The following is a 19,817-nucleotide window of genomic DNA, read 5'->3' as shown; positions in this document are numbered from 1 at the left end:
GAACCGCCGCTGTGTGAACCGTCGATGCGTGAAACGCCCATGTGTAAAACGCCCGTGTGCGAACCGCCCATCTGTGAACCGGGGGACGATCCATGACCGTCGAAGTACGTCTGACCACACCCGACCGGCTGACGGAAGTGCTCGGCCTGCCCGTCGACGCGGTCAGCATCGGGCAGGAGGGCTGCGCCGCGAAGCTGCCGCGACTGCCCGCGCTGCGCGAGGCGGCCGGTCGTATCCGCGGCGCGGGGCTCCGGGCCGGAGTCGTACTGCCCGCCGGCTGGGAGCGCGGCACCGCCGCCCTGGCCGACCTCGCCACCACGCTGGCCGGGGACGGACCGCTCACGGTGAGCGTCAACGACCTCGGCACCCTGGGCACCCTGGCCGGGCGGTCCCTGCCGGAGTGCGAACTGACCGTGGGGCAGGCCCTGTTCCCGGGCCGCCCGCACCACTCGGCGGACGCGCCCCGGCACCCGCTGGAGCCGGCGGTGTACGAGGACGGTTTCCTCGCCGAACTCGAAGGGTTCGGCGTACGGATCGTGGAGACGGACGCCGACGCCGTCGTGCCCGACCGCCCCGGCTGGTCCGTCCGGCGCCTCGCCGACGTCACACCGGTGGCCTGGGCCCGTTCCTGCCCCACCGCCCGCCGTCAGCGGCTGGCCCCGCCGGACTGCCTCACCCTGTGCGACACGCCCACCGGGCTGGTCGCCGCCCGGCGCTGGCAGCTCGGGCACGGCCACCGCGAGCCGATCCCGGTCGCCGACCGCCCCCGCCAACTGCCGCTGACGGTCTACGGCAACGCCGTCTACGCCGCGTCGACCACCGCCGCACCACCGGGCGACGACGTCATCGTCGACGCCCGCTTCCACACCCCCGGCGCGCTGGCCGACCGCGTCACCACCCTCCGTACCCGCCGTCCCCACGCGACGGCGGCGTCCCGCTAGGAGAGCGTCATGGTTGACCTCGCTTTGAGCAGTGACCAGCAGGACATCGTCGACCAGGCGCGGGCGGTGGCCCGCCGCTGCCTGGCACCCCGCGCCACCGCCCACGACCGCACCGCGGCCTTCCCCGAGGAGAACATCGCCGACCTCCACGAGGCCGGTCTGCTCGGACTGCTCGTCCCCGGGCGGTACGGCGGCACGGACGCCGATCTCACCGCGTGGGGACTGGCCGTCGCCGAACTCGCCGAGGCCTGCGGATCCACCGCGCTGATCTTCGCGATGCACTCGGGCGCGGCCCGGCTGCTGGCCGCCGACGCCGCCACCAACCCGGTGGCCGCCCGCGTACTGACCGAGATCTGCGCCGACGGGCGACTGCTGAGCTGGGGATTCTCCGAACCCGGCACGGGCGGCAACATCCTCAACCCCCAACTGCGCGCCACCCCCGACGGCGAGTCGGTGCGTCTCGAAGGCACCAAGGCGTTCTGCACCGGCGCCGGGCACGCCGACTACTACGTCATCAACGCCCACAGCGGCGAGACCGAGTTCCGCCGCAGCCAGACGATGGCCCTGCTGCCCGCCGGACAGGAGGGACTGACCGTCAAGGAGACCTGGGACGCGATGGGCATGCGCGCCAACAGCGCCAACACCCTTCTCCTCAACTGCCGTATCCCGGAAGGCAATTGTGTCGGCGGCCCCGGTGGCGGCATGCCCCTGCTCACCCACGCCCTGCCCGCGCTCATCCTGGGGCTCGCCGCCGCGTCCCTCGGGATCGCCCGCGCCGCCCAGACCTTCGCCAACCACCATGTCACCCACCGCACGCTCGCCCCGACCGGCCGGCCGCTGACCGCCTTCCAGGGCGTCCGGCTGCATGTCGCCGACATGGCCACCACCGTGCACACCGCCCGGCTGAGCCTGCTGCACGGCGCGTGGACGGCTTCGAACGACCGGCTCGAAGCGCTCGGCGCCCTCAACATGACCAAGTACGTGTGCAACCGGGCCGCCATCACCGTCGCCGACACCGCCATGCAGGTCACCGGCGGCCACGGCTTCCTGCGCTCCAACGCGCTGGAACGCCACTACCGCGACGCCCGCGCCGGCGCCGTCATGGGCGCCAACCTCGACGCGCTGCGCGACATGATCGGCAAGGCGGCCCTGGGCCTGGATCCCCGCGGCGACGACACCGTCACCGCACCCGCAGCCACAACCGCGTCCAACACACCCACCGCATCCACAGGAGAGAACCGGCCGTGACCCAGCCCTCCGCCGTCGCCCCGACCGACGCCGATGTCCTCACCGTCCTGCGCGAGGCGCTCGCCGAACTCCTCGAACCGGCCGAACTCGCGCAGGTCGACCTCGACTCGATCCGGTCCGGTACGCCGCTGCTCAGCCTGCCGCTGGACTCGATCACCCTGGTCGCCGCGATGACCCGGGTCGAGAACGAGTTCAAGGTCTTCATCCCCGAGCAGAAGGCGTTCGCCTTCCAACAGGTCGGTGACATAGCCGACTTCGTCCGCGAGCGGGTGCAGGCCAAGGCCGCCCGCGCCGCCGAGTGAAGGACCGGTCCATGACCGCCCACACCGTTGCCGAGCACCTGCTGGACCACCGGACCATCGGTGGCCACGACGGGTGCGTCACCGTCCTCGACTCCCGTGGCACAACCGCCCAACTCACCTACGCGGAACTCGACGAACGCGCACGCGGAGCCGCGGGCGCGCTGCTGGCCCGCGGTCTGGTCCCCGGCGACCGGATCCTGCTGCCGCTGCCGACCGGGGTCGACCATCTCACCGCGCTGCTCGGCTCGCTGCTCGCCGGCCTCGTCCCCTGCACGATCGTGGTCCCCGGCAACCCGGGCGATCCCGACTCGACGGGGATGCGGCAGTACGCGGCCGTGCTGGGCGTGTGCGAACCGGCGGCCGTCGTCGCCGAGGACCGGGCGACCGCCACCGCGCTCGCCGCCGCACCGGGACCGGGACCGGGAGCGGGACCGGGATCCGGCCACGCCCCCGGACCCGCGTATCTGAGCGTGGCCGATCTGCGTCAACCGGCGCTGCCGGCGGGGGAGTTGCCCACGCGCCGCCCCGAGGACGCCCACCACATCCAGCTCACCTCCGGTTCCACCAGCTCGCCCAAGGCCGCGGTCCTCACCTACGCGCAGGTCACGGCCAACATCCGGGCCATCCACACGGCCCTGGACATGACGCTGGAGCACGACCGGGTCTGCCACTGGCTGCCCCTCAACCACGACATGGGCTTCATCCTGACGCTGGCCACCCTGATCAAGGGTGTCGCGCTGGATCTGATGCCGTCCATCAGCTTCCTGCGCGACCCGCTGTCCTGGCCGCGCCACATGTCCCGGCGCGGCGCGACCATCACCACCGCGCCGCCCTTCGGGTACCGCACCGTCACCGACCGCCACCGCCGCACCCCCGACCCGGATCTCGACCTGTCCCTCCTGCGGCAGGCGTACGTCGGGGCCGAGCCCATCCCGCTCGGAGTGCTGACCGACTTCCGCGACACCTTTGCCGGGCACGGACTCGCCGAGGGCGCGCTGATCCCCTGTTACGGCATGGCCGAGACCGTCCTGGCCGCCACCATGGCCCTCGATCTCCGCCCGCCGGGCGAACTGAGCTGGGGCCGTACCAAAGCCGTACGGCTCGACCGCGAGGAACTGCACCGCCACAACAGGGTCACCGACTGCGACGCCGGCCGGCCCTCCCTCACCGTCGTCGCCTGCGGGCGCCCGCTCGGCGGACTGACCGTCGAGATCCGCGACCCCGACGGCGCCCTGCTACCGGACGACGAGATCGGTGAGATCCGGCTGCGCGGCGACTCGGTGATGGCGGGCTACCTCGGCCCCGGCGGCGAACCCCGGCTCGTCGCGGACCGGACCCACGCCACCGGCGACCTCGGCTTCACCCGGGACGGGGACCTCTACATCGTCGGCCGCCTCAAGGAGCTGATCATCGTCAACGGGCGCAATCTGCCCCCGTACGACGTCGAGCAGAGCATCGAGACGCACCCCGACATCGACGCCGGCAACAGCGCCGTCTTCTCGCACACCGACGACACCGGCGAACGGGTCACCGCCGTCGTCGAAACGCGCGTACGCCCCGACGAGCACGACCGGATCCGGCGCGAAGTGGCCACCCTCGTACGGCAGTCGTTCGGCTTCAACCTCGACGAGGTGGTCGTCCGCAAACGTGGCGGCATCCCGCGTACCAGCAGCGGCAAACGCCGCCGCGGCCGGCTCCGTGACGACCATCTGACCGGGAGGTCGGCCTAGATGACCCACGACACCGTGCCCCGGACCTCACCCGCACCCGCGCCCTCGCCCCAGGAAGAGCGACAGCAGGGGTTCCGCCATGTCATGGCCGAACTGCCCTCCGGCGTCACGGTGTTGACCACCACCTCGGCCGACGGGCCCGTCGGTATGACGACCAGCGCCGTGACCTCGCTGTCCATGGACCCCATGCTCGTCCTGGCCTGCCTGCACAACCGGTCCGGCACCCTGGCACTGATCCTGCGCCACCAGGCGTTCGCCGTGAACGTCCTGCCCGCCACCATGGACGACGCCTCGCGGATCTTCGCCGAGAAGCCCCTGCTGGAGCGGTTCTCCGGCGTACCGCACCACTATCAGGACACCGTGCCCGTCCTCGACGACGCGCTCGCCTCGATCACCTGCCGGGTGCACACCACCCACCCCGGCGGCGACCACACCATCCTGATCGGCTCGGTCACCAGCACCACCCGCCGCCACGGCCAGCCACTGCTGCGCCACCGGGGCGCGTACCGGGGTCTCACCTGACCGGGTCTGCCGACGGCGGGTCCCCCCACCGGCTGTCGGCAGACTCCTCACCCCACGGGCGAGGCGCGGGCCCCCTCAGGCGGCGGTCGCCTTCCTGAGGGTGCGCAGGCACAGGGACAGCGCGGTGTGTTTGGGGGTCTCGTACTCGCGCGTCTGCTCCCAGGCCGCGTAGAGAAGCGACCACAGGACCGTGTGCAGCCAGGTGGGGTCGACGTCGGGATCGAGCGTGCCGTCCCGCTGGCCGCGGGCGATGAGGGCGAGGAGTTCGCGGTCGGACGGGGCGTCCTGCTCCTCTTCCTCCAGCCCCGACCAGGCCCAGAACTGGGGCACGTCGTCCAGCAGCATCAGCCGGTCGCCGAGTTCGAAGAACTCCAGGCAGAGCCGGTCCAGGGCCTCCGGGGCGGGCCCTTCGCCGAGGCGTGCGCGGGCGGTCGCCGCCTCGATCCGTTCCCGTACGTCCGTGCCGATGGCCGCGAGCAGGTCGGACCGCTCGGGGAAGTACCGGTGGACGGTGGTGCGCCCCACCCCGGCCGCCTCCGCGACATCGGCCAGTGAGGCCGCGTGATCGGCGGAGAGCGTGGCCACGGCGGCGTCGATGATCGCGCGCCGGGTGCGGGCGCGGGTGGTGCTCTCTTGCGTCGCTGTGCGGTCGGACCCCATGCGCCCCACGGTAGTACCTCATGACCTCGGCGCGTACCGAATCGAAACTCGGTTGAACTTTTTGGAACAGGCATGTTCCACTACGGATATGTCCACCTCCATACCGTCCTCGGTCGCCGCGCCGCGCCTGCGCATCCTGTGGTCCTTCGCCCGCCCCCATCGGCGCACGCTGATCCACGGCCTCTGCCTGGCCCTGCTCGTCTCCGGCCTCGGCCTCGCCACGCCCATGGTCACCAAGCAGGTCCTGGACGCGCTCGGCACCTCGGCGTCACTGACGGGCCCGGTGGCGACGCTCCTGGTGCTGCTCGTGGTCGGCGGCGCGATGTCGTTCTGGCAGTGGATCCTGCTCGGCACGCTGGGCGAGCGTGTGGTGCTCGAAGCCAGGGGATCGCTCGTACGGCGCTTCCTGCGGGCCACCGTGCCCGCCGTCACCTCGCGCCCGCCCGGCGAGCTGGTCACCCGCGTCACCTCCGACACCGTGCTGCTGCGCGAGGCCACCTCGGAATCGCTGATCGGCCTGATCAACGGGGCGGTCATGATGGCCGGCAGCCTCGCCCTGATGGGCTGGCTCGACCCGGTCCTGCTCGGCACCACGCTGGCCGCCATCGCGCTCACCGGCCTGCTCTTCGCGTTCCTGATGCCCGGCATCGCGCGGTCGCAGCAGCAGGCCCAGGAGCATGTGGGGCGGCTCGGCGGCGTACTGGAAGGCACGCTGCGCGCGATCCGTACGGTGAAGGTCAACCGCGCCGAGGACCGGATGGAACAACGGATCATGACCGACGCGCGGGCCTCCGCCGAGCACGGCACCCGCGTGGTCCGCCGCGAGGCGCTGGCCTGGACGATCGCCTGGTCCGGCATCCAGCTGGCCATCATCGCGATCCTCGGTGCGGGCGCCTGGCGCGTGGCGGACGGCCAGCTCCAGGTGTCGAGCCTGATCGCCTTCCTGCTGTACGCGTTCGCGCTGATGGAGCCCGTCACCGAACTCAGCCAGAACGTCACCACGCTCCAGGCCGGCATCGCGGCGGCCGAACGCATCCGGCAGGCCGACGCGCTGTCCACCGAGGACCCCACCCGCGGTGGCGCGGCCGGTGCCCACGTACGCGCCGCCCCGGCCTCCGTCGCGGGCGGTCACGTACGCGCCGGTGTCAGCCCGATCCGCGACGAGACTCCCGTCCTGCGCCTGGGCAAGGTCACCGCGGCGTACGGTCCCGACCGCGCGCCCGCCGTGCGGGACATCGACCTCGCGATCCCCCGGCGCGGCCACACCGCCGTCGTCGGCCCGTCGGGCGCGGGCAAGACCACCCTGCTCTCCCTCGTCCTGCGATTCCTCGAACCGACGCACGGCGAACTGTTCCTGGACGGCCGCCCGTACCGCGACCACACCCACTCCGACATCCGCGCCCGCCTCGCCTACGTCGAGCAGGACACCCCCGTCGTCCCCGGCACGATCCGCGACAACCTCCTGCTCGCCCGCCCCGGCGCGACGACGGACCAACTCCGGCAGGTGCTGCGGGACGTACGGCTCGCCGAGAGGGTCGACGCGCTCGACGACGGACTGGACACCCCGCTGTCCTCGACGAACGTCTCGGGCGGCGAACGCCAGCGCATCGCCCTGGCCCGCGCCCTGCTCGCCACCCCCGACGTCCTGCTCCTGGACGAGGCCACCGCCCAGCTGGACGGAGTGACCGAGGCCGCCGTGCAGAGTTGCGTCCGGGCCCGCGCGACCACCGGCGCGGTGGTCACGATCGCCCACCGGCTGTCGACCGTTCTCGACGCGGACATGATCGTCGTCATGGAAGCGGGCCGGATCCGTGCCCAGGGCCGGCACGAGGACCTGCTGGTGTCGGACACGCTCTACCGCGAACTGGTGAGTTCCCTGCGCATCGCCACCGACCTGGAGGGTGCGGGTGAGGGTGCGGTTGCGGGCGAGGGCGAGGGCGAGGGCGAGGGTGCGGTTGCGGGCGGGCGGAAGGCTGCGCAAGGTGGACGGGTCGGGCAGTGACCCGTACCGCACGCCCGCCGCCCGTCCGACGCCGCCGAGCAGAGGACCGTGACCATGGGTATGACGGACACCTCCGGCTCCGGGCCGGCGTGGCCGCGGCTGCGCGTGGACGACTGGACCGAGACCCGCGAGACGCTGCACATGTGGGTCCAGATCGTGGGCAAGGTCCGGTTGGCGCACGCTCCCCTGCTCAACCACTGGTGGCAGGTGGTCCTCTATGTGACTCCGCGAGGGCTGACCACCTCCGCCGTTCCGTACGGCGACGGGGCCTTCGACATCGAGTTCGACTTCGTCGACCACCTGCTGCGGCTGCGTACGAGTGACGGCGGCGCCCGCCGTATCGCCCTGGAGTCGATGCCGGTGGCCCACTTCCACGCCCGGGTCGGGCAGGCGCTGGACGAGCTGGGCGTACCCACCACCATCCAGGACCTGCCGAACGAGGTCGAGCCGGCGATCCCGTTCTCGCAGGACTATCGCCACCACACCTACGACCCGCGTGCGGCGTGGCTGTTCTGGCGCCAACTCCTCCAGGCGGACCGGGTGTTGGGCGAGTTCCGGGCGCACTTCGCAGGCAAGGTGAGCCCGGTGCACTTCTTCTGGGGGGCCATGGATCTGGCGTGCACCCGGTTCTCCGGCCGCCGCGCCCCGCGCCATCCCGGCGGCGCGCCCAACTGCGGCGACTGGGTCATGGCGGAGGGCTACTCGCACGAGCTGAGCAGTTGCGGATTCTGGCCCGGCGGCGGGGAGGAGGGGGCCTTCTACGCGTACGCCTACCCCGAACCTGCCGGATTCGCCGACAGCCACGTCACCCCGCCGGACGCTTTCTACAGCCGGCCCCACGGGCAGTTCCTGCTGCCGTACGAGGCGGTACGCACCGCCGCCGACCCGGACCGTACGCTCGCGGGCTTCCTACGGAGCACCTACATGGCGGCTGCGGACGGGGCCGGCTGGGACCGGGCGGCGCTGGAGACGGATCCCGAACGCTGGTCCGACCGACGAGCGGCACCCGGATGACCACGTGAACCCCGCACCGCGTTTCTCAACTGGAAGGACCACGCCATGACTTCGCGTGACGACTGGCCGACGCCCGAGCAGGGCCTGGTGCTGACCCACTTCCTGACCGTGCGGGACGTCGCGGTCTCACGGCGCTTCTACGCCGATGTCTTCGGCGGCGAGGTGGTGCTGGCGGAGAACCCCTGCATCGTGAAGATCGCCAACGGCTGGATCATCATGAACCCGGGCGGCGGCCCCACACCCGACAAGCCCGACGTCGTCCTCACCGCCCCCGAACCCGGCGACCCGGTGTCCTCCTTCCTCAACGTCCGGGTGGCCGACATCGCCGCCTTCTACGAACAGGCGGTCGCCAAGGGGGCGCGCTTCCTCACCGAACCTCTCGACCGCAAGGCCGAACTCCGCTGCTACGTCAAGGACCCGGACGGCTATCTGATCGAAGTCGGCCAGGCCACGGGCATGTTGAACGGCATCTTCGCGGACCGCGCCACCCCGCCCGAGAACGGGACGTGACCCCCTGGAAGACCGTGGGGTGCCGGCGGCCCGGGTGGGGAAAGGTGGAGATATGTCCCTCACGGCGATGCCTTGAGCGAGGCGCGGGAGCGCGTACGGGTCTGCCGGGAGGCCGGGGACCGGCCGGGACTGGCGCACGCACAAGGCGGTGCTCCGGCCGGGCGGTGACCGGTCCGCGGGCGGTTCGACCAGGGCTAACCGCCCGCGGCGGTCATGGTCTTGAGCGTGTCCAGGGCCTCCCGCAGCAACAGTGACAGCTCGCGCTCCTCGTCCGCCGCGCTCGCCGTGTCCGCATCGTCCGCTTCGACCCAGCGGTGGAAGCCCACTTTGAAGAGGGCGATCCCCGCCTCGGCGGCCAGGCTCGCCTCGGGTTCCGCGACGCCGTGCCGGCGCAGGGTGTCGGCGAGGGCCGCCGAGGTCGAGGCGAGCTTGATCAGGTCGCGCTCCCGCAGCTCGGGGTTCGACATGATCACCGCCTGTCGCGCGCGTACGAAGTCGCGTTGACCGGCGAGCATCTCGGCGATCGCGTCGAGACCGGCCGCCAGGGCGTCGATCGGCGGTGCGGTCTCCAGGGCCCCGGAGACCGCTCCCACGAACCGGTCCTGAAACTCGCCGGCGGTGGCGAAGAGCACCTCGCGCTTGTCGGCGTAGTGATTGAAGAAGGTCCGCTCCGTGAGCCCGGCGCGTTTGGCGATCTCCGCCACGGTCGTCTGCTCGTATCCGCGCTCGCTGTACAGGTCCAGCGCCGCTGTCGCCAGGCGTCCGCGTGCGTTCGGCTCCCATCTCCCCATGGGCGGATCCTACGTGATTACAGCGGCTGCAATCACCTGTTACGGTTGATTGCAGCCGCTGAAATCACGGGATCACCAGGAGGAACAGCGATGAACAGGCAGTGGATCTACACAGCGGTGCCGGAAGGCAGGCTGACGACCGACATCTTCGAGCTGCGGAAGATCGAGATCCCCGAGCCGGGGCCCGGTGAGGTCCTGGTCCACAACCGCTACTTCAACGTCATGCCGGGCAACCGGGCCTACATGCACGCCAACCCCATTTACGGGGCGAGCGGGCTCCGGGCGGGGGAGCCGATGATGAGCACCTCCGTGGGCGAGGTCGTCCGCTCCGCCGATCCGGCATTCGTGCCCGGGGACGTGGTGCAGACGATGTCCGCGTGGCAGGACTACGTCGCGATGCCCGCCCAGAACCTCTTCAAGCGCGACGGCGCCCACGCCGTGGAGCACTACATCGGCCTGCTGGGTCAGACGGGCTACACCGCCTACTTCGGACTCCTGCACGCCGGCCGGCCACGCGCCGGCGAGACGCTGCTGGTCTCCGCGGCGGCGGGCGGCGTCGGATCCGCCGTCGTCCAGCTCGGCAAGATCTCGGGCTGTCGCGTGGTCGGTATCGCGGGGGGACCCGAGAAGTGCGCCTGGCTTGAGGGGGAGGTCGGCGCCGACGCGACCATCGACTACAAGGCCGGCGACCTGGCCGGGCAGCTGAGGCGGACCTGCCCCGAGGGCGTCGACCTGTTCTTCGACAACACGGGCGGGCCTGTGCTCGAAGCCGCGCTGGACGCGATGAAGCGCGGGGGCCGCATCGTGCTCTGCGGCAACACGGCCCAGTACGACAGCGACAAGCCGATGAGCGGACCCAAGGGCGTGCCGCTCACCCTGATCCTGAAGGACCTCACCATGAAGGGGTTCGCCTTCGGCACGTACGGGGACCGGTTCGGCGAAGCCGATCGTGACTACTCGACCTGGCTCGAAGATGGGCGGATCAAGCCCTACTACCACGTCGTCGAAGGACTGGAGCAGGCGCCGAACGCCCTCGTCGGGGTCCTGGGCGGCGCGAACCGCGGCATGGCCATGGTCCGCGTCTGAGGTCGACGCCCTGTCACTTCCTCGGCGGTCCGCCTCGACCGGCGCGGACCGCCGAGCTCGCGACCCGCCCGGTCCCGCGCCTGTACGGTCAGCGTCCCGTGGATCCCCGGGGCGGGCGGATCACCGCAGACCGGCGAAGAGGTCGTTCTCGGGTACGGGGGCGTCGGTGGTGTCCTTGACGCGTACGAAGGTCTCGACGCCCATCAGCTCGCCGAACTTCTCCTTGCCCATCTTGAGGAAGAAGATGTTCTCGCCCTGACTGGCGTGCGCGGCCAGCGCGTCGAACTTCTGGCCGCTGAAAGCGGTGGTGTCCACCCAGGTGGTGATCTCGTCGTCGGGGAGGCCGATCTCGGCCATCTCGGCGGCCTCGGCAGGATCCGGCTCCGGCATCTCCTCCCCGAACTCGCGCATCGTCTCCCCGAACCGCTCCATCATCGAGCGGGGCATCGTCGTCCAGTACACCTTCGGTGTCAGCTCGGTCATCTCCAGCGCCGCCATCGTGATGCGGTGGGCCTGGATGTGGTCGGGGTGGCCGTAGAAACCGTTCTCGTCATAGGTGACGACCACATCGGGCCGGTAGTGCCGCATGAGGTCCGCGAGTCTGGCGGCCCCTTCCGCGACGGGCGTCCGCCAGAAGGATCCGGGGGCATCGTTGCTCGGCCAGCCGGTCATCCCGGAGTCCGCGTAGTCCAGCGTCTCCAGATCGCTGATCTTCAGGACGTCGCAGCTGGCCCGGAGTTCCTGACGGCGCATCGAGGCGACGGCCGCCGGATCGTGTCCGGGCTCACCCGGCTTGACACCCCCCGGCCCATCCCCGCAACCGCCGTCGGTACAGGTCACCAGAACGGTCCGGATGCCTTCCGCCGCATACCGCGCGAGGACCCCGCCGGTCCCGGTGGCCTCGTCGTCGGGGTGGGCGTGCACTGCCATGAGCGTCAACGGCCGGTCAGTCATAAGAAAGGTCCTCCTACAGAGAGATGCAACCGTGCGGCCCGGCCCGGCTGTTCCCGGCACGGGCCGCTCACCTTTCCAGACGCCGGCGTTGCCACGCGAACGAGATCCCCGCGCGGCCCCGCCAGACCTCGCGCCTGCTCCGAGGGATCGATTGACACCGGAGTGGCCCGTCAGCATCATTGAGCTATTCAACTAGCAGAGTGTCGGTGATGTGGATGCAGTACCGGATCGAGAGACGCCGGGGCGTCGCGGCCTACCAGCAGATCATCGAGCAGACCAAGCGGGCCCTGCGCACAGGTGCGTTGAAGGTCGGGGACCGGTTGCCGACCGCGCGGGAGGCGGCCGAGGCCTGTGCGGTGAATCCCAACACGACGCTCAAGGCGTACCGGGAACTGGAGCGCGAGGGGATCGTGGAACTGCGCCAGGGCCTCGGCACCTTCATCGTCCGCGCCCCCGAGCGGCACCGGGCGGAAGCCGGGTCGCCGCTCCACGCGGAGCTGTCCGGCTGGACGGAGCGGGCGCTGTCGGCGGGGCTGAGCCACGACGACGTACGCGAACTGGTCGAACTGACGCTGGAGGAGCACGAGGGCGTGGGGACGGCCCCCCTCCGGCGCGGCGCGGAAGAACCGCACTCGGAAGCACGGCAGCCGGAGGAACAGCCCTCCGAGGCACGGCAGTCGGCAGCACGACGGGCGAACGAGCGAGAGGGCGACCACAGGTGAGCAGGGGCATACGGGGCGAGTCCGCCCACGACGCGCGCACCGCGCTGGAGGTGCGCGGGCTGGGGCGGCGGTACGGCAGGCGCTGGGTGCTGCGCGACGCGACGTTCCGGCTTCCCGCCGGCCGGGTGTGCGGGCTCGTCGGGCCGAACGGCGCGGGCAAGACCACGATGCTGGAGATCGTGGCGGGGCTGCGGCAGGCCACGGCCGGCGAGGCGCGGGTGTTCGGCGAGCCCGCCGGAGGGCCGTCGGCGCGCCGGCGCATCGCGTTCCTGCCGCAGGAGAAGCCGCTGTTCCCGCGCTTCACCGTCGCCGAGACTCTGCGGCTCGGCCGGGAGTTGAACCCGGAGTGGGACCAGCAGCTCGCCGAGGAGTTCCTGCGCTCGGGGTCCGTACCGCTCGACGCCAAGGTGGGCCGGCTCTCCGGCGGCCAGCGCACCCGGGTCGCCCTCTCGGTGGCCCTGGGGAAGCGGCCCGATCTGATTCTGCTGGACGAGCCGCTGGCCGATCTCGATCCGCTCGTACGCCGGCAGACGGTGGCCGCCCTGCTGGGAGAGGTGGCGGAACGCGGGATCACCGTACTGATGTCCAGCCATCTGGTCGCCGAACTGGACACGCTGTGCGACTACTTGCTGCTGGTGTCCGAGGGCGGTCTGCGGCTGGCCGGGGACGTGGACGAGATCATCAGTGTCCACCGGCTGCTGTCCGCGCCCCATGACCGGGTGACGTCGGGACCGGGCGGGCTGCCCGCGGGGCTGGACGAGCACACGGTCGTCGAGACCCACGACGACAGGCAGTACACGAAGGCGCTGATCCGCCCCAGCGGTCCCGTCAGCGACGTGTGGGAATCCTGCGCGCCGACCCTGGAAGAGGTGGTGCTGGCCTATCTGCGGCAGGCCGATTCCACGCCCTTGATCAGCCCGAACTCCCATGTCCCGGGCACCGGTTCGGAGGTGGCGGCATGAGCGCGACGACCCAGACCCTCCGGCGGGCCGGCGGGGACCGGGACGGCGGTGGGCGGCAGCGGGCCACCGGCCGGCGGTTCGGGCTCAGCGGCATGGTGTGGCTGGTCTGGCGCTAGCACCGTGTGACGCTCCTGATGATGCTCGCCGCCGCGGCGGCCACGACAGCGGCCCTGATGTGGCTGAGCGGCAGCGTCGACGACGCGTTGGCGGCCGTCAAGGCGGGCAATCCGTCACCCGCCGAGACCACGACCGTCGACAGCGCGTATCGCCGGCTCGAACTCATCGGCCTGGGACTGGCGTGTCTGCCGGTGCTGATCGGGGTGTTCGCGGGGGACCTGGAGAGCGGCACAGCCAAATTCGTCGGGCTCCAGTCCCGGAGCAGGGCGAGCTGGGTGGCGGCGAAGCTGGGCCTCGCCGCCGCGTTCTCGGTCGCGGCGGCGCTCGCCACCGGACTCGCCATGCGGAGCCTGTGGTCACCGCTCGCCGAATACCGCGCCATCGACGCCGACTTCACCAGTGCGGCGGGCTTCGACACCACCGGACCGGTGGTGGTGGCGCTGACCCTGCTCGGACTGCTGATCGGTGCCACGGCCGGGTTGCTGCTGCGGCGCACACTGCCCGCGATGGTCACCACCTTCGGTGTGCTGCTGGTGGTGAAGACGGTGTGGTCGTCCGTACGGATGTCGTTCGCGAGCACGGTGACGGAGACCACCGGCGGCGGCCGGTTCGCCCAGGACGACTCCCCGGTGATTCCCCGGAACGCCCTGGAGGTCGACATCTCCTACCTCGGCGCCGACGGCTCGCTGCACGGCTGGGGATCGTGCGTACAGGAGGCCGACAACACCGCCTGTCTGCGCGACAAGGGGATCGTCGGCTGGTCGGTGGAGTATCTGCCGTACTCCCAGATCGGTTCCATGCAGTGGGCCGCGACCGGCGCGCTGTGCGGCCTGCTCGTGCTGACCGCCGCCGTGACGGTGTACGCGGCCAGGCGCACCCTGCGCTGAGGCCTGCCCTCGGCCGGGCGGGTGGACCGGTCCGAGTCGGTCGGCGCGTCGGAGAACACTCCGTTCCACGGGACGACGTTCCGCCATCGCGTCGTCGCGACGATGGTCGACGGCCGTGTCACCACGGACATCGACCATCGTCGGACGGACGTCGACAGCCACCGTCGGCCGGTCCTGGCTCCTCTCAGACCTCTTCGGTGATCAGCTCGTCACTGACTCTCGATGAAGCGGACGGACCAGGCGTAGCCGCCCAGGCCCTCGTGCGGGACCCGCCGGACCTCCGTGACCTGGCATCCGTCGTGGGCGTACTTGAGCGCGAACCGGTCGAGGCGCTGTGCGTCGGTGAGATCTTCCATGGACAGTGGTGCCCCGACGACGAGGTCCTCGTGCAGGACCGGGTTCTGTGTGGCACCGTCCGAGCAGGTCAAACATTGATGCGCTGTGGGTAGGGCCATGGGACCAGTGTCCCTCTTACTGGCCCCACGCTCTCTGCGGGCCGCCCGCGCCGCGCGGGCGACGGCTCCCTCATGCGGAGGGGCGGGGGTGGTGCTGGTCGCGCCAGGCCCGGGGCGAGATTCCGTATGCCTGTCTGAACACCTTGCTGAAGTGGGTCGCGTCGGCGAAGCCCCAGCTCCGCCCGGTCGCCGCGATGGTCCGCAGCCGCCCCTTCGGGCCGGCCAACTCCCGCTTGCACTCGGCCAGGCGGTTGGTACGGATCCAGTCTCCGAGGCTGATGCCCGACCGGGACAGCACGGCGTAGAGGTGACGTACGGAGATGTCGTGCGCGGCGGCGATCCGTGCCGCCGACAGATCGGGATCGGCCAGGTGCGCCCGGATGTACTGAGTGATCCGCAGGCTGAGTGCCGCCTCCGAGGACCCCCTGGCCGGGCCGGAGTCGCCGTGCCGGGACATCAGTACGGCGCGGAGCAGCTCGATGCTCGGTTCCACGACGGCGGTGGCGTGCGCGCCTTGATGCAGTTCGTCGCTGACGGCCAGCTGCGAGAAGTAGGTGAAGGCGAGGCGCGCGAGTGGGTTGTCGGGCCCCAGGGGAACCGCGGTGCTGTCCCGCAACAGCCTTTCGGGGAGCGCGAGTGCCGCGCGGGGGAAACGGAAGAAGTGGTGGTCGAGTCCCTCGTCGAAGAGAAGGGTGTAGGGAGCGATCGTCTCGAAGACGGTGAGGGATCCCGGCCCCAGCAGGCACTGGCGGCCGTTCTGCACCACCAGGCTGGTGCCCGTCATCTGAAGACCGACGAAGACGGCCGGTTCCTCGTCCTCCCGGGCCAGCCGCGCCGTACGACGGATGGTGGCCGCGGTCGCCCGTACGGAACAGAACCGGAGGGGCCCGACGGCCGTGAGTCCCATGCGGACCGAGATGTCCTCGGGCGGCGGACGGTGATCGATGTCGACCGCCACCATGGATTCCCGCACCGCGTCCCGGAGTACTTCCTCACGGTCCTGCGGAGGCATGAACTCGGTGTCCAGCATCGGGCTCATGAGACAGGCTTTCGCCCACATCGGGCATCGGGCCCGCCCGACGAGACCTCCACCCGTTCCTCCACAAGTCACCCCTCGACAGGGACAGTCCCCGGCATCAGCTTGACAGGCTTCTCTCGCGCCGCGCAACGCGCTCCGACCGGGCCACCGGGCCCCCGCCCGACGCGGCGCCGACTTCGAGGTGTGCACGGCTGACAAACATCCCTGCACCACTGACAAAGTCCCGGGCCCATGATGACCCTAATGTCGTGAGGGAGGCGGCCGAGGCCGGTCCGAGAGGACGACCTGAACGACGGACAACACCGCGTCACGCCCCTTCCGACCTCCTCGGGGGAGAGGTTGGGAGGCACTGCCCGTACGGGCACTGGCCCGCGGAACACCGGCCGTACGGGCACCGGCCCGCGACCCACCGGCCCCCCCTCCGCACCACCCCCTACTCCGGTATCACCCCCAGATTGGCTCCTGGGTATGACGCCCGGCGCCCGGCCGTCCCCGCACTCTGCGTTCCGTCAGCACGAGGAACGCGGAAGGGCAGGACATGAGGTCAGGCAGCGGTAAGCGACAGCAGAGGGACGGCCGGCCGGAGGCTCCGACGGGCACACCCGCTCTCGCCGTCGAACTGCGCGGTGTCCGGCGGCAGTACGGCCGGGGCGCGAACGCCGTACACGCCCTCGCGGGCGTCGACCTCGCCCTCCCGCGCGGCACGTTCACCGCGATCATGGGCCCGTCCGGGTCCGGCAAGTCGACCTTCCTCCAGTGCGCCGCCGGGCTCGACCGGCCGACGGAAGGATCCGTGCGCCTCGGCGGTACGGAGATCACCGGCATGAAGGAGAACGAACTCACCGAACTGCGCCGCAGCCGCCTCGGCTTCGTCTTCCAGGCCTTCAACCTGCTGCCGTCGCTGACCGTGGAGCAGAACGTCCTGCTGCCCATGCGGCTCGCCGGGAAGCGCCAGGACCGCGGCCGGGCCGCCGAGGTGCTCGCGCGGGTCGGGCTCGCCGACAAGGCGCGGCGCCGGCCCGGCGAACTCTCCGGCGGCCAGCAGCAGCGCGTGGCCGTCGCCCGCGCCCTGGTCACCGACCCCGACGTGGTGTTCGCGGACGAGCCCACCGGCGCCCTCGACACCGTGACCGCCGCCGAGGTTCTCGGCCTGCTCCGGCACGCGGTGGACACCCTCGGCGCCACCGTCGTCATGGTCACCCACGATCCGGCCGCGGCCACCTGGGCCGACCACGTACTGTTCCTCGCCGACGGCGCCTTCGCGGGCGCCCTGGAGCACGGTTCTGCGGAGCAGATCGCGGCTCGGATGGCGACGCTCACCGCCCGTACCGGCGCGATGGCGGGTGTGGCGGCATGACGCGCCCCAACGGACTGGCCCGGTCGGCCGTCCGCTTCCGGCCCGCGTCCTTCGCCGGGACCTTCGTCGCGCTGATGATGTCGGCGCTGATCGTCACGGCCTGCGGCATCCTGCTGGAGACCGGCCTGCGCGCGTCGGTGCCGCCGGAGCGGTACGCGAAGGCGCCGGTGGTCGTGGCGGCGGACCAGTACGAGTACGTCGTCACGGGCACCGGCGAGGACCGCGAGAAGGAAGCGGTCCCGCTGCCGGACACGGCCCGGCTGGACGCCGGGCTGGCGGCGAAGGCCGCCGAGGCGCCGGGTGTCGCCACCGCCGTCGCGGACTTCACCTTCCCGGTGCGCCACGGCGGCGCGGCGCTCACCGGCCACGGCTGGGGCTCGCACGCCTTCACCGGTACGGCGCTGAGCACCGGCTCCGCGCCCCGCGCCGGCGAGGTCGTGCTCGACGCGGCCACGTCCCGCGCCGCGAAGGCCGGGGTCGGCGACACCGTCGCGCTGGAGACCGCCTCCGGGCGGCAGGACTTCCGCGTCGCGGGCATCGCCGAGGCCGGACCCGCGGACACCACCCGCGACAGCGACAGCGACACCGGCGCCGGGGACGCCATCGCCTGGTTCGCCGACGCCCAGGCCCCCACGCTCGCCGACCACCCCGGCAAGGCGGACGCCATCGCCGTACTGCCGAAGAACGGCACCGGCACCGACGCCCTCGCCGACTCCGTGCAGAAGGCCCTGGCCGGCTCGGGCGCCGACGTGCACACCGGCGACGACCGGGGCGCCGTCGAGGACCCGGGCCTCGCCTCCGCCAAGGTGACCCTCTTCGGGATCGGCGGCTCCTTCGGCGGCATCGCCGCCATCGTCGCGATCTTCACCGCGGCCGGGACCGTGGCCCTGTCGGTGTCCCAGCGGTCCCGTGAGTTCGCGCTGCTGCGCGCGGTCGGCGCCACCCCCCGGCAGATCCGCCGCGCGGTCGCCTCCGAGGCGCTGCTCATCGCGCCGCTCGCCGGGATCCTGGGCTGTCTGCCCGGCATCGGGCTCGCGAACTGGTGGTTCGGGCAGTTGCGGGACCGGGGCGCGATCCCGGAGGCGGTACAGGTGCATGTCTCCGGGATTCCCCTGCTCGGCGCCGTCGTCGTCGGGCTGCTCACCGCGCTCGGCGCCGGCTGGGCGGCCGGGCGCAGGCCCGCGAAGATCAAGCCGGGACAGGCGCTCAGCGAGGCGTCGGTGGAGCGGCTGCGGCCGGGAGTGATCCGTACGACGCTCGGCATCGCCGCCCTCGTCGGCGGCACGATCCTCACCGGCGTCTCGGCCGGCTCCGCGGGGGACGACGCGGCGGGCGCCGCCCTCGGCGTCGTCATGCTCTTCATGCTCGCCGTCGCGCTGCTCGGCCCACTGGTGGCACGGCTGTGCGCGGGCCTCTTCGGCCTCCCGCTGCGCGGCGCCGGCGCGTCGGCGTCACTGGCCGCCGCCAACTCCCGTACCAACGCCCGCCGGTTGGCCTCCGCGATCACTCCGATCGTGCTCGCCGTGGCCTTCGCGTCGACCCTCGTCTTCATGTACACGAGCGAGAGCCGTGTCGCCGACAAGCAGGTGCGCGCGGGCATCACCGCCGACCACGTGGTCACGCACCCGGCCGGGCTCCCGGTGGACGCGGCGGCGGACGCCGCCCGCGCACCGGGCGTGGACGCGGCCGTCGGCCTGCTGAACACACAGGTGCTGGTGCCGATCGGCTCCGGCGAGTTCACGTCGCTCCAGGGCGCGGCGACACAGGGTGTCACCGGCTCCGGCGCGGAACTGGCGAAGGTGCAGGACCTGGACGTCACCAAGGGCAGCCTCGACCGGCTCGGCGGGGACCGTGTCGCCATCGACAAGAGCCTGGCGACCTCGGCGGACGTCGGCGTGGGCGACCGGCTCCCGCTGTATCTGCCCGACGGCACCATGGCCGACCCCGAGATCGTCGCGATCTACGGCCGCGGTCTCGGCCTGGCCACGGTGACGATGGACCGGGCGGCCCTGACCGGGCACGTCACCTCGGGCTTCGACAGCACGCTGCTGGTCGACGGCGGCTCGCGGGAGTCGCTCGCCGCCCTGGGGCAGGTCACCGACGCCTCCGGCTACGCCACCGGGAAGAGCCTCGACGCGAAGCTGGGCGCCTGGCTGAACAACACCATGGCCGCGGTCCTCGGCGGCTTCGCCGCCGTCGCCGCCGTCAACACCCTGGTGATGACGGTCCTCGACCGCCGCCGCGAGCTGGGCACGCTGCGCCTCGTCGGCTCCACCCGGCGCCAGGTGCTGACGATGCTCCACTGGGAGGGCCTGCTGGTCTCGGCGGTGGGCGTGGTCCTCGGCTCCGCGATCGCGGCGGCCACGCTGATCCCGATGATGCGCGGTACGACGGGCGAACTGCCGTACGTACCACCGCTGTTGTACGGATCCCTCGTCGCCGCCACCGGCGCTCTGACGCTGCTCGCGGTCACGCTGCCGGCGCGGGCGGCACTGCGCCGCTGGTCGTGACGCGCGCC

The 19,817-nt window shown here is 71.8% G+C and carries 19 protein-coding genes; 14 read left to right on the top strand and 5 right to left on the bottom strand.

Going from position 1 to position 19,817, the window contains the following annotated elements; genetic code table 11:
- Positions 1 to 92 precede the first annotated feature (92 nt).
- Genes ACFYNU_RS10675 through ACFYNU_RS10655 form a run of 5 tightly spaced genes read left to right on the top strand, consistent with a single transcriptional unit; the run spans position 93 to position 4,743 of the window.
- Positions 93 to 941, top strand: a complete 849-nt coding sequence (locus ACFYNU_RS10675) for a hypothetical protein (protein WP_356587654.1) — start codon at positions 93 to 95, stop codon at positions 939 to 941.
- A gap of 9 nt (positions 942 to 950) precedes the next feature.
- The gene (locus tag ACFYNU_RS10670; protein ID WP_356587653.1) at positions 951 to 2,189 is read left to right on the top strand and encodes an acyl-CoA dehydrogenase family protein; all 1,239 of its coding nucleotides are present in this window, start codon (positions 951 to 953) and stop codon (positions 2,187 to 2,189) included.
- Positions 2,186 to 2,491 (top strand): acyl carrier protein, encoded by a 306-nt coding sequence (locus ACFYNU_RS10665; protein ID WP_356587652.1) that lies wholly within the window; start codon positions 2,186 to 2,188, stop codon positions 2,489 to 2,491. The genes ACFYNU_RS10670 and ACFYNU_RS10665 overlap by 4 nt, the downstream gene beginning before the upstream one ends.
- A gap of 11 nt (positions 2,492 to 2,502) precedes the next feature.
- A complete protein-coding gene (locus ACFYNU_RS10660; protein WP_356587651.1) occupies positions 2,503 to 4,221 on the top strand; it encodes an AMP-binding protein in 1,719 nt (572 codons plus the stop codon).
- On the top strand, positions 4,222 to 4,743 hold the full coding sequence (locus ACFYNU_RS10655) for a flavin reductase family protein (protein ID WP_356587650.1): 522 nt from the start codon (positions 4,222 to 4,224) through the stop codon (positions 4,741 to 4,743).
- Positions 4,744 to 4,818: 75 nt separating this feature from the next.
- Here ACFYNU_RS10655 and ACFYNU_RS10650 read toward each other — a convergent pair whose 3' ends face one another.
- A complete protein-coding gene (locus ACFYNU_RS10650; protein ID WP_356587648.1) occupies positions 4,819 to 5,403 on the bottom strand; it encodes a TetR/AcrR family transcriptional regulator in 585 nt (194 codons plus the stop codon).
- A gap of 88 nt (positions 5,404 to 5,491) precedes the next feature.
- Here ACFYNU_RS10650 and ACFYNU_RS10645 point away from each other — a divergent pair, with 88 nt between their 5' ends.
- From ACFYNU_RS10645 to ACFYNU_RS10635, 3 genes are read left to right on the top strand one after another with little or no spacing between them, the layout of a single operon-like run.
- Positions 5,492 to 7,405 (top strand): ABC transporter ATP-binding protein, encoded by a 1,914-nt coding sequence (locus ACFYNU_RS10645; protein WP_356587646.1) that lies wholly within the window; start codon positions 5,492 to 5,494, stop codon positions 7,403 to 7,405.
- A gap of 60 nt (positions 7,406 to 7,465) precedes the next feature.
- Positions 7,466 to 8,419, top strand: coding sequence for a DUF5996 family protein (locus tag ACFYNU_RS10640; protein ID WP_356587868.1), 954 nt, complete (start codon positions 7,466 to 7,468; stop codon positions 8,417 to 8,419).
- A gap of 45 nt (positions 8,420 to 8,464) precedes the next feature.
- Complete coding sequence (locus ACFYNU_RS10635) at positions 8,465 to 8,929, top strand: VOC family protein (protein WP_356587644.1); 465 nt, start codon at positions 8,465 to 8,467, stop codon at positions 8,927 to 8,929.
- A 194-nt stretch (positions 8,930 to 9,123) separates the two neighbouring features.
- On the opposite strand, the gene ACFYNU_RS10630 is transcribed toward ACFYNU_RS10635, so the two are convergent.
- Positions 9,124 to 9,720 (bottom strand): TetR family transcriptional regulator, encoded by a 597-nt coding sequence (locus ACFYNU_RS10630; protein ID WP_356587642.1) that lies wholly within the window; start codon positions 9,718 to 9,720, stop codon positions 9,124 to 9,126.
- Between the two features lie 90 nt (positions 9,721 to 9,810).
- On the opposite strand from ACFYNU_RS10630, the gene ACFYNU_RS10625 reads away from it, so the two are divergent.
- On the top strand, positions 9,811 to 10,806 hold the full coding sequence (locus ACFYNU_RS10625; protein WP_356587640.1) for an NADP-dependent oxidoreductase: 996 nt from the start codon (positions 9,811 to 9,813) through the stop codon (positions 10,804 to 10,806).
- Positions 10,807 to 10,926: 120 nt separating this feature from the next.
- Here the strand turns inward: ACFYNU_RS10625 and ACFYNU_RS10620 are convergent, their stop codons facing one another.
- Positions 10,927 to 11,760, bottom strand: a complete 834-nt coding sequence (locus tag ACFYNU_RS10620) for a PIG-L family deacetylase (protein ID WP_356587638.1) — start codon at positions 11,758 to 11,760, stop codon at positions 10,927 to 10,929.
- A gap of 209 nt (positions 11,761 to 11,969) precedes the next feature.
- Here ACFYNU_RS10620 and ACFYNU_RS10615 point away from each other — a divergent pair, with 209 nt between their 5' ends.
- The 3 genes from ACFYNU_RS10615 to ACFYNU_RS10605 all read left to right on the top strand — a co-directional run bounded on the left by ACFYNU_RS10615 (position 11,970) and on the right by ACFYNU_RS10605 (position 14,448).
- Complete coding sequence (locus tag ACFYNU_RS10615; protein ID WP_356587636.1) at positions 11,970 to 12,482, top strand: GntR family transcriptional regulator; 513 nt, start codon at positions 11,970 to 11,972, stop codon at positions 12,480 to 12,482.
- Positions 12,479 to 13,444 (top strand): ABC transporter ATP-binding protein, encoded by a 966-nt coding sequence (locus ACFYNU_RS10610; RefSeq protein WP_356587634.1) that lies wholly within the window; start codon positions 12,479 to 12,481, stop codon positions 13,442 to 13,444. Before ACFYNU_RS10615 ends, ACFYNU_RS10610 begins: the two co-directional genes overlap by 4 nt.
- 122 nt (positions 13,445 to 13,566) lie before the next feature.
- The gene (locus ACFYNU_RS10605) at positions 13,567 to 14,448 is read left to right on the top strand and encodes an ABC transporter permease (RefSeq protein ID WP_356587632.1); all 882 of its coding nucleotides are present in this window, start codon (positions 13,567 to 13,569) and stop codon (positions 14,446 to 14,448) included.
- A gap of 209 nt (positions 14,449 to 14,657) precedes the next feature.
- Here the strand turns inward: ACFYNU_RS10605 and ACFYNU_RS10600 are convergent, their stop codons facing one another.
- Both ACFYNU_RS10600 and ACFYNU_RS10595 read right to left on the bottom strand, forming a co-directional pair.
- Entirely contained in the window at positions 14,658 to 14,903 is a 246-nt protein-coding gene (locus ACFYNU_RS10600) for a hypothetical protein (protein WP_356587630.1), read from the bottom strand.
- A gap of 70 nt (positions 14,904 to 14,973) precedes the next feature.
- A complete protein-coding gene (locus ACFYNU_RS10595) occupies positions 14,974 to 15,942 on the bottom strand; it encodes a helix-turn-helix domain-containing protein (protein WP_356587628.1) in 969 nt (322 codons plus the stop codon).
- A 538-nt stretch (positions 15,943 to 16,480) separates the two neighbouring features.
- Here ACFYNU_RS10595 and ACFYNU_RS10590 point away from each other — a divergent pair.
- Positions 16,481 to 17,299 (top strand): ABC transporter ATP-binding protein, encoded by an 819-nt coding sequence (locus ACFYNU_RS10590; protein ID WP_356587626.1) that lies wholly within the window; start codon positions 16,481 to 16,483, stop codon positions 17,297 to 17,299.
- Positions 17,296 to 19,809: an FtsX-like permease family protein gene (locus tag ACFYNU_RS10585; RefSeq protein WP_356587624.1), complete on the top strand. Its 2,514-nt coding sequence runs from the start codon at positions 17,296 to 17,298 to the stop codon at positions 19,807 to 19,809. The genes ACFYNU_RS10590 and ACFYNU_RS10585 overlap by 4 nt, the downstream gene beginning before the upstream one ends.
- The last annotated feature ends 8 nt before the right edge of the window (positions 19,810 to 19,817 follow it).

The organism is Streptomyces sp. NPDC006643 (assembly GCF_042870175.1).
GTDB lineage: Bacteria > Actinomycetota > Actinomycetes > Streptomycetales > Streptomycetaceae > Streptomyces.
The sequence above is the reverse complement of the archived record's forward strand: the minus strand, read 5'-3'. Positions and strand labels throughout refer to the sequence as shown.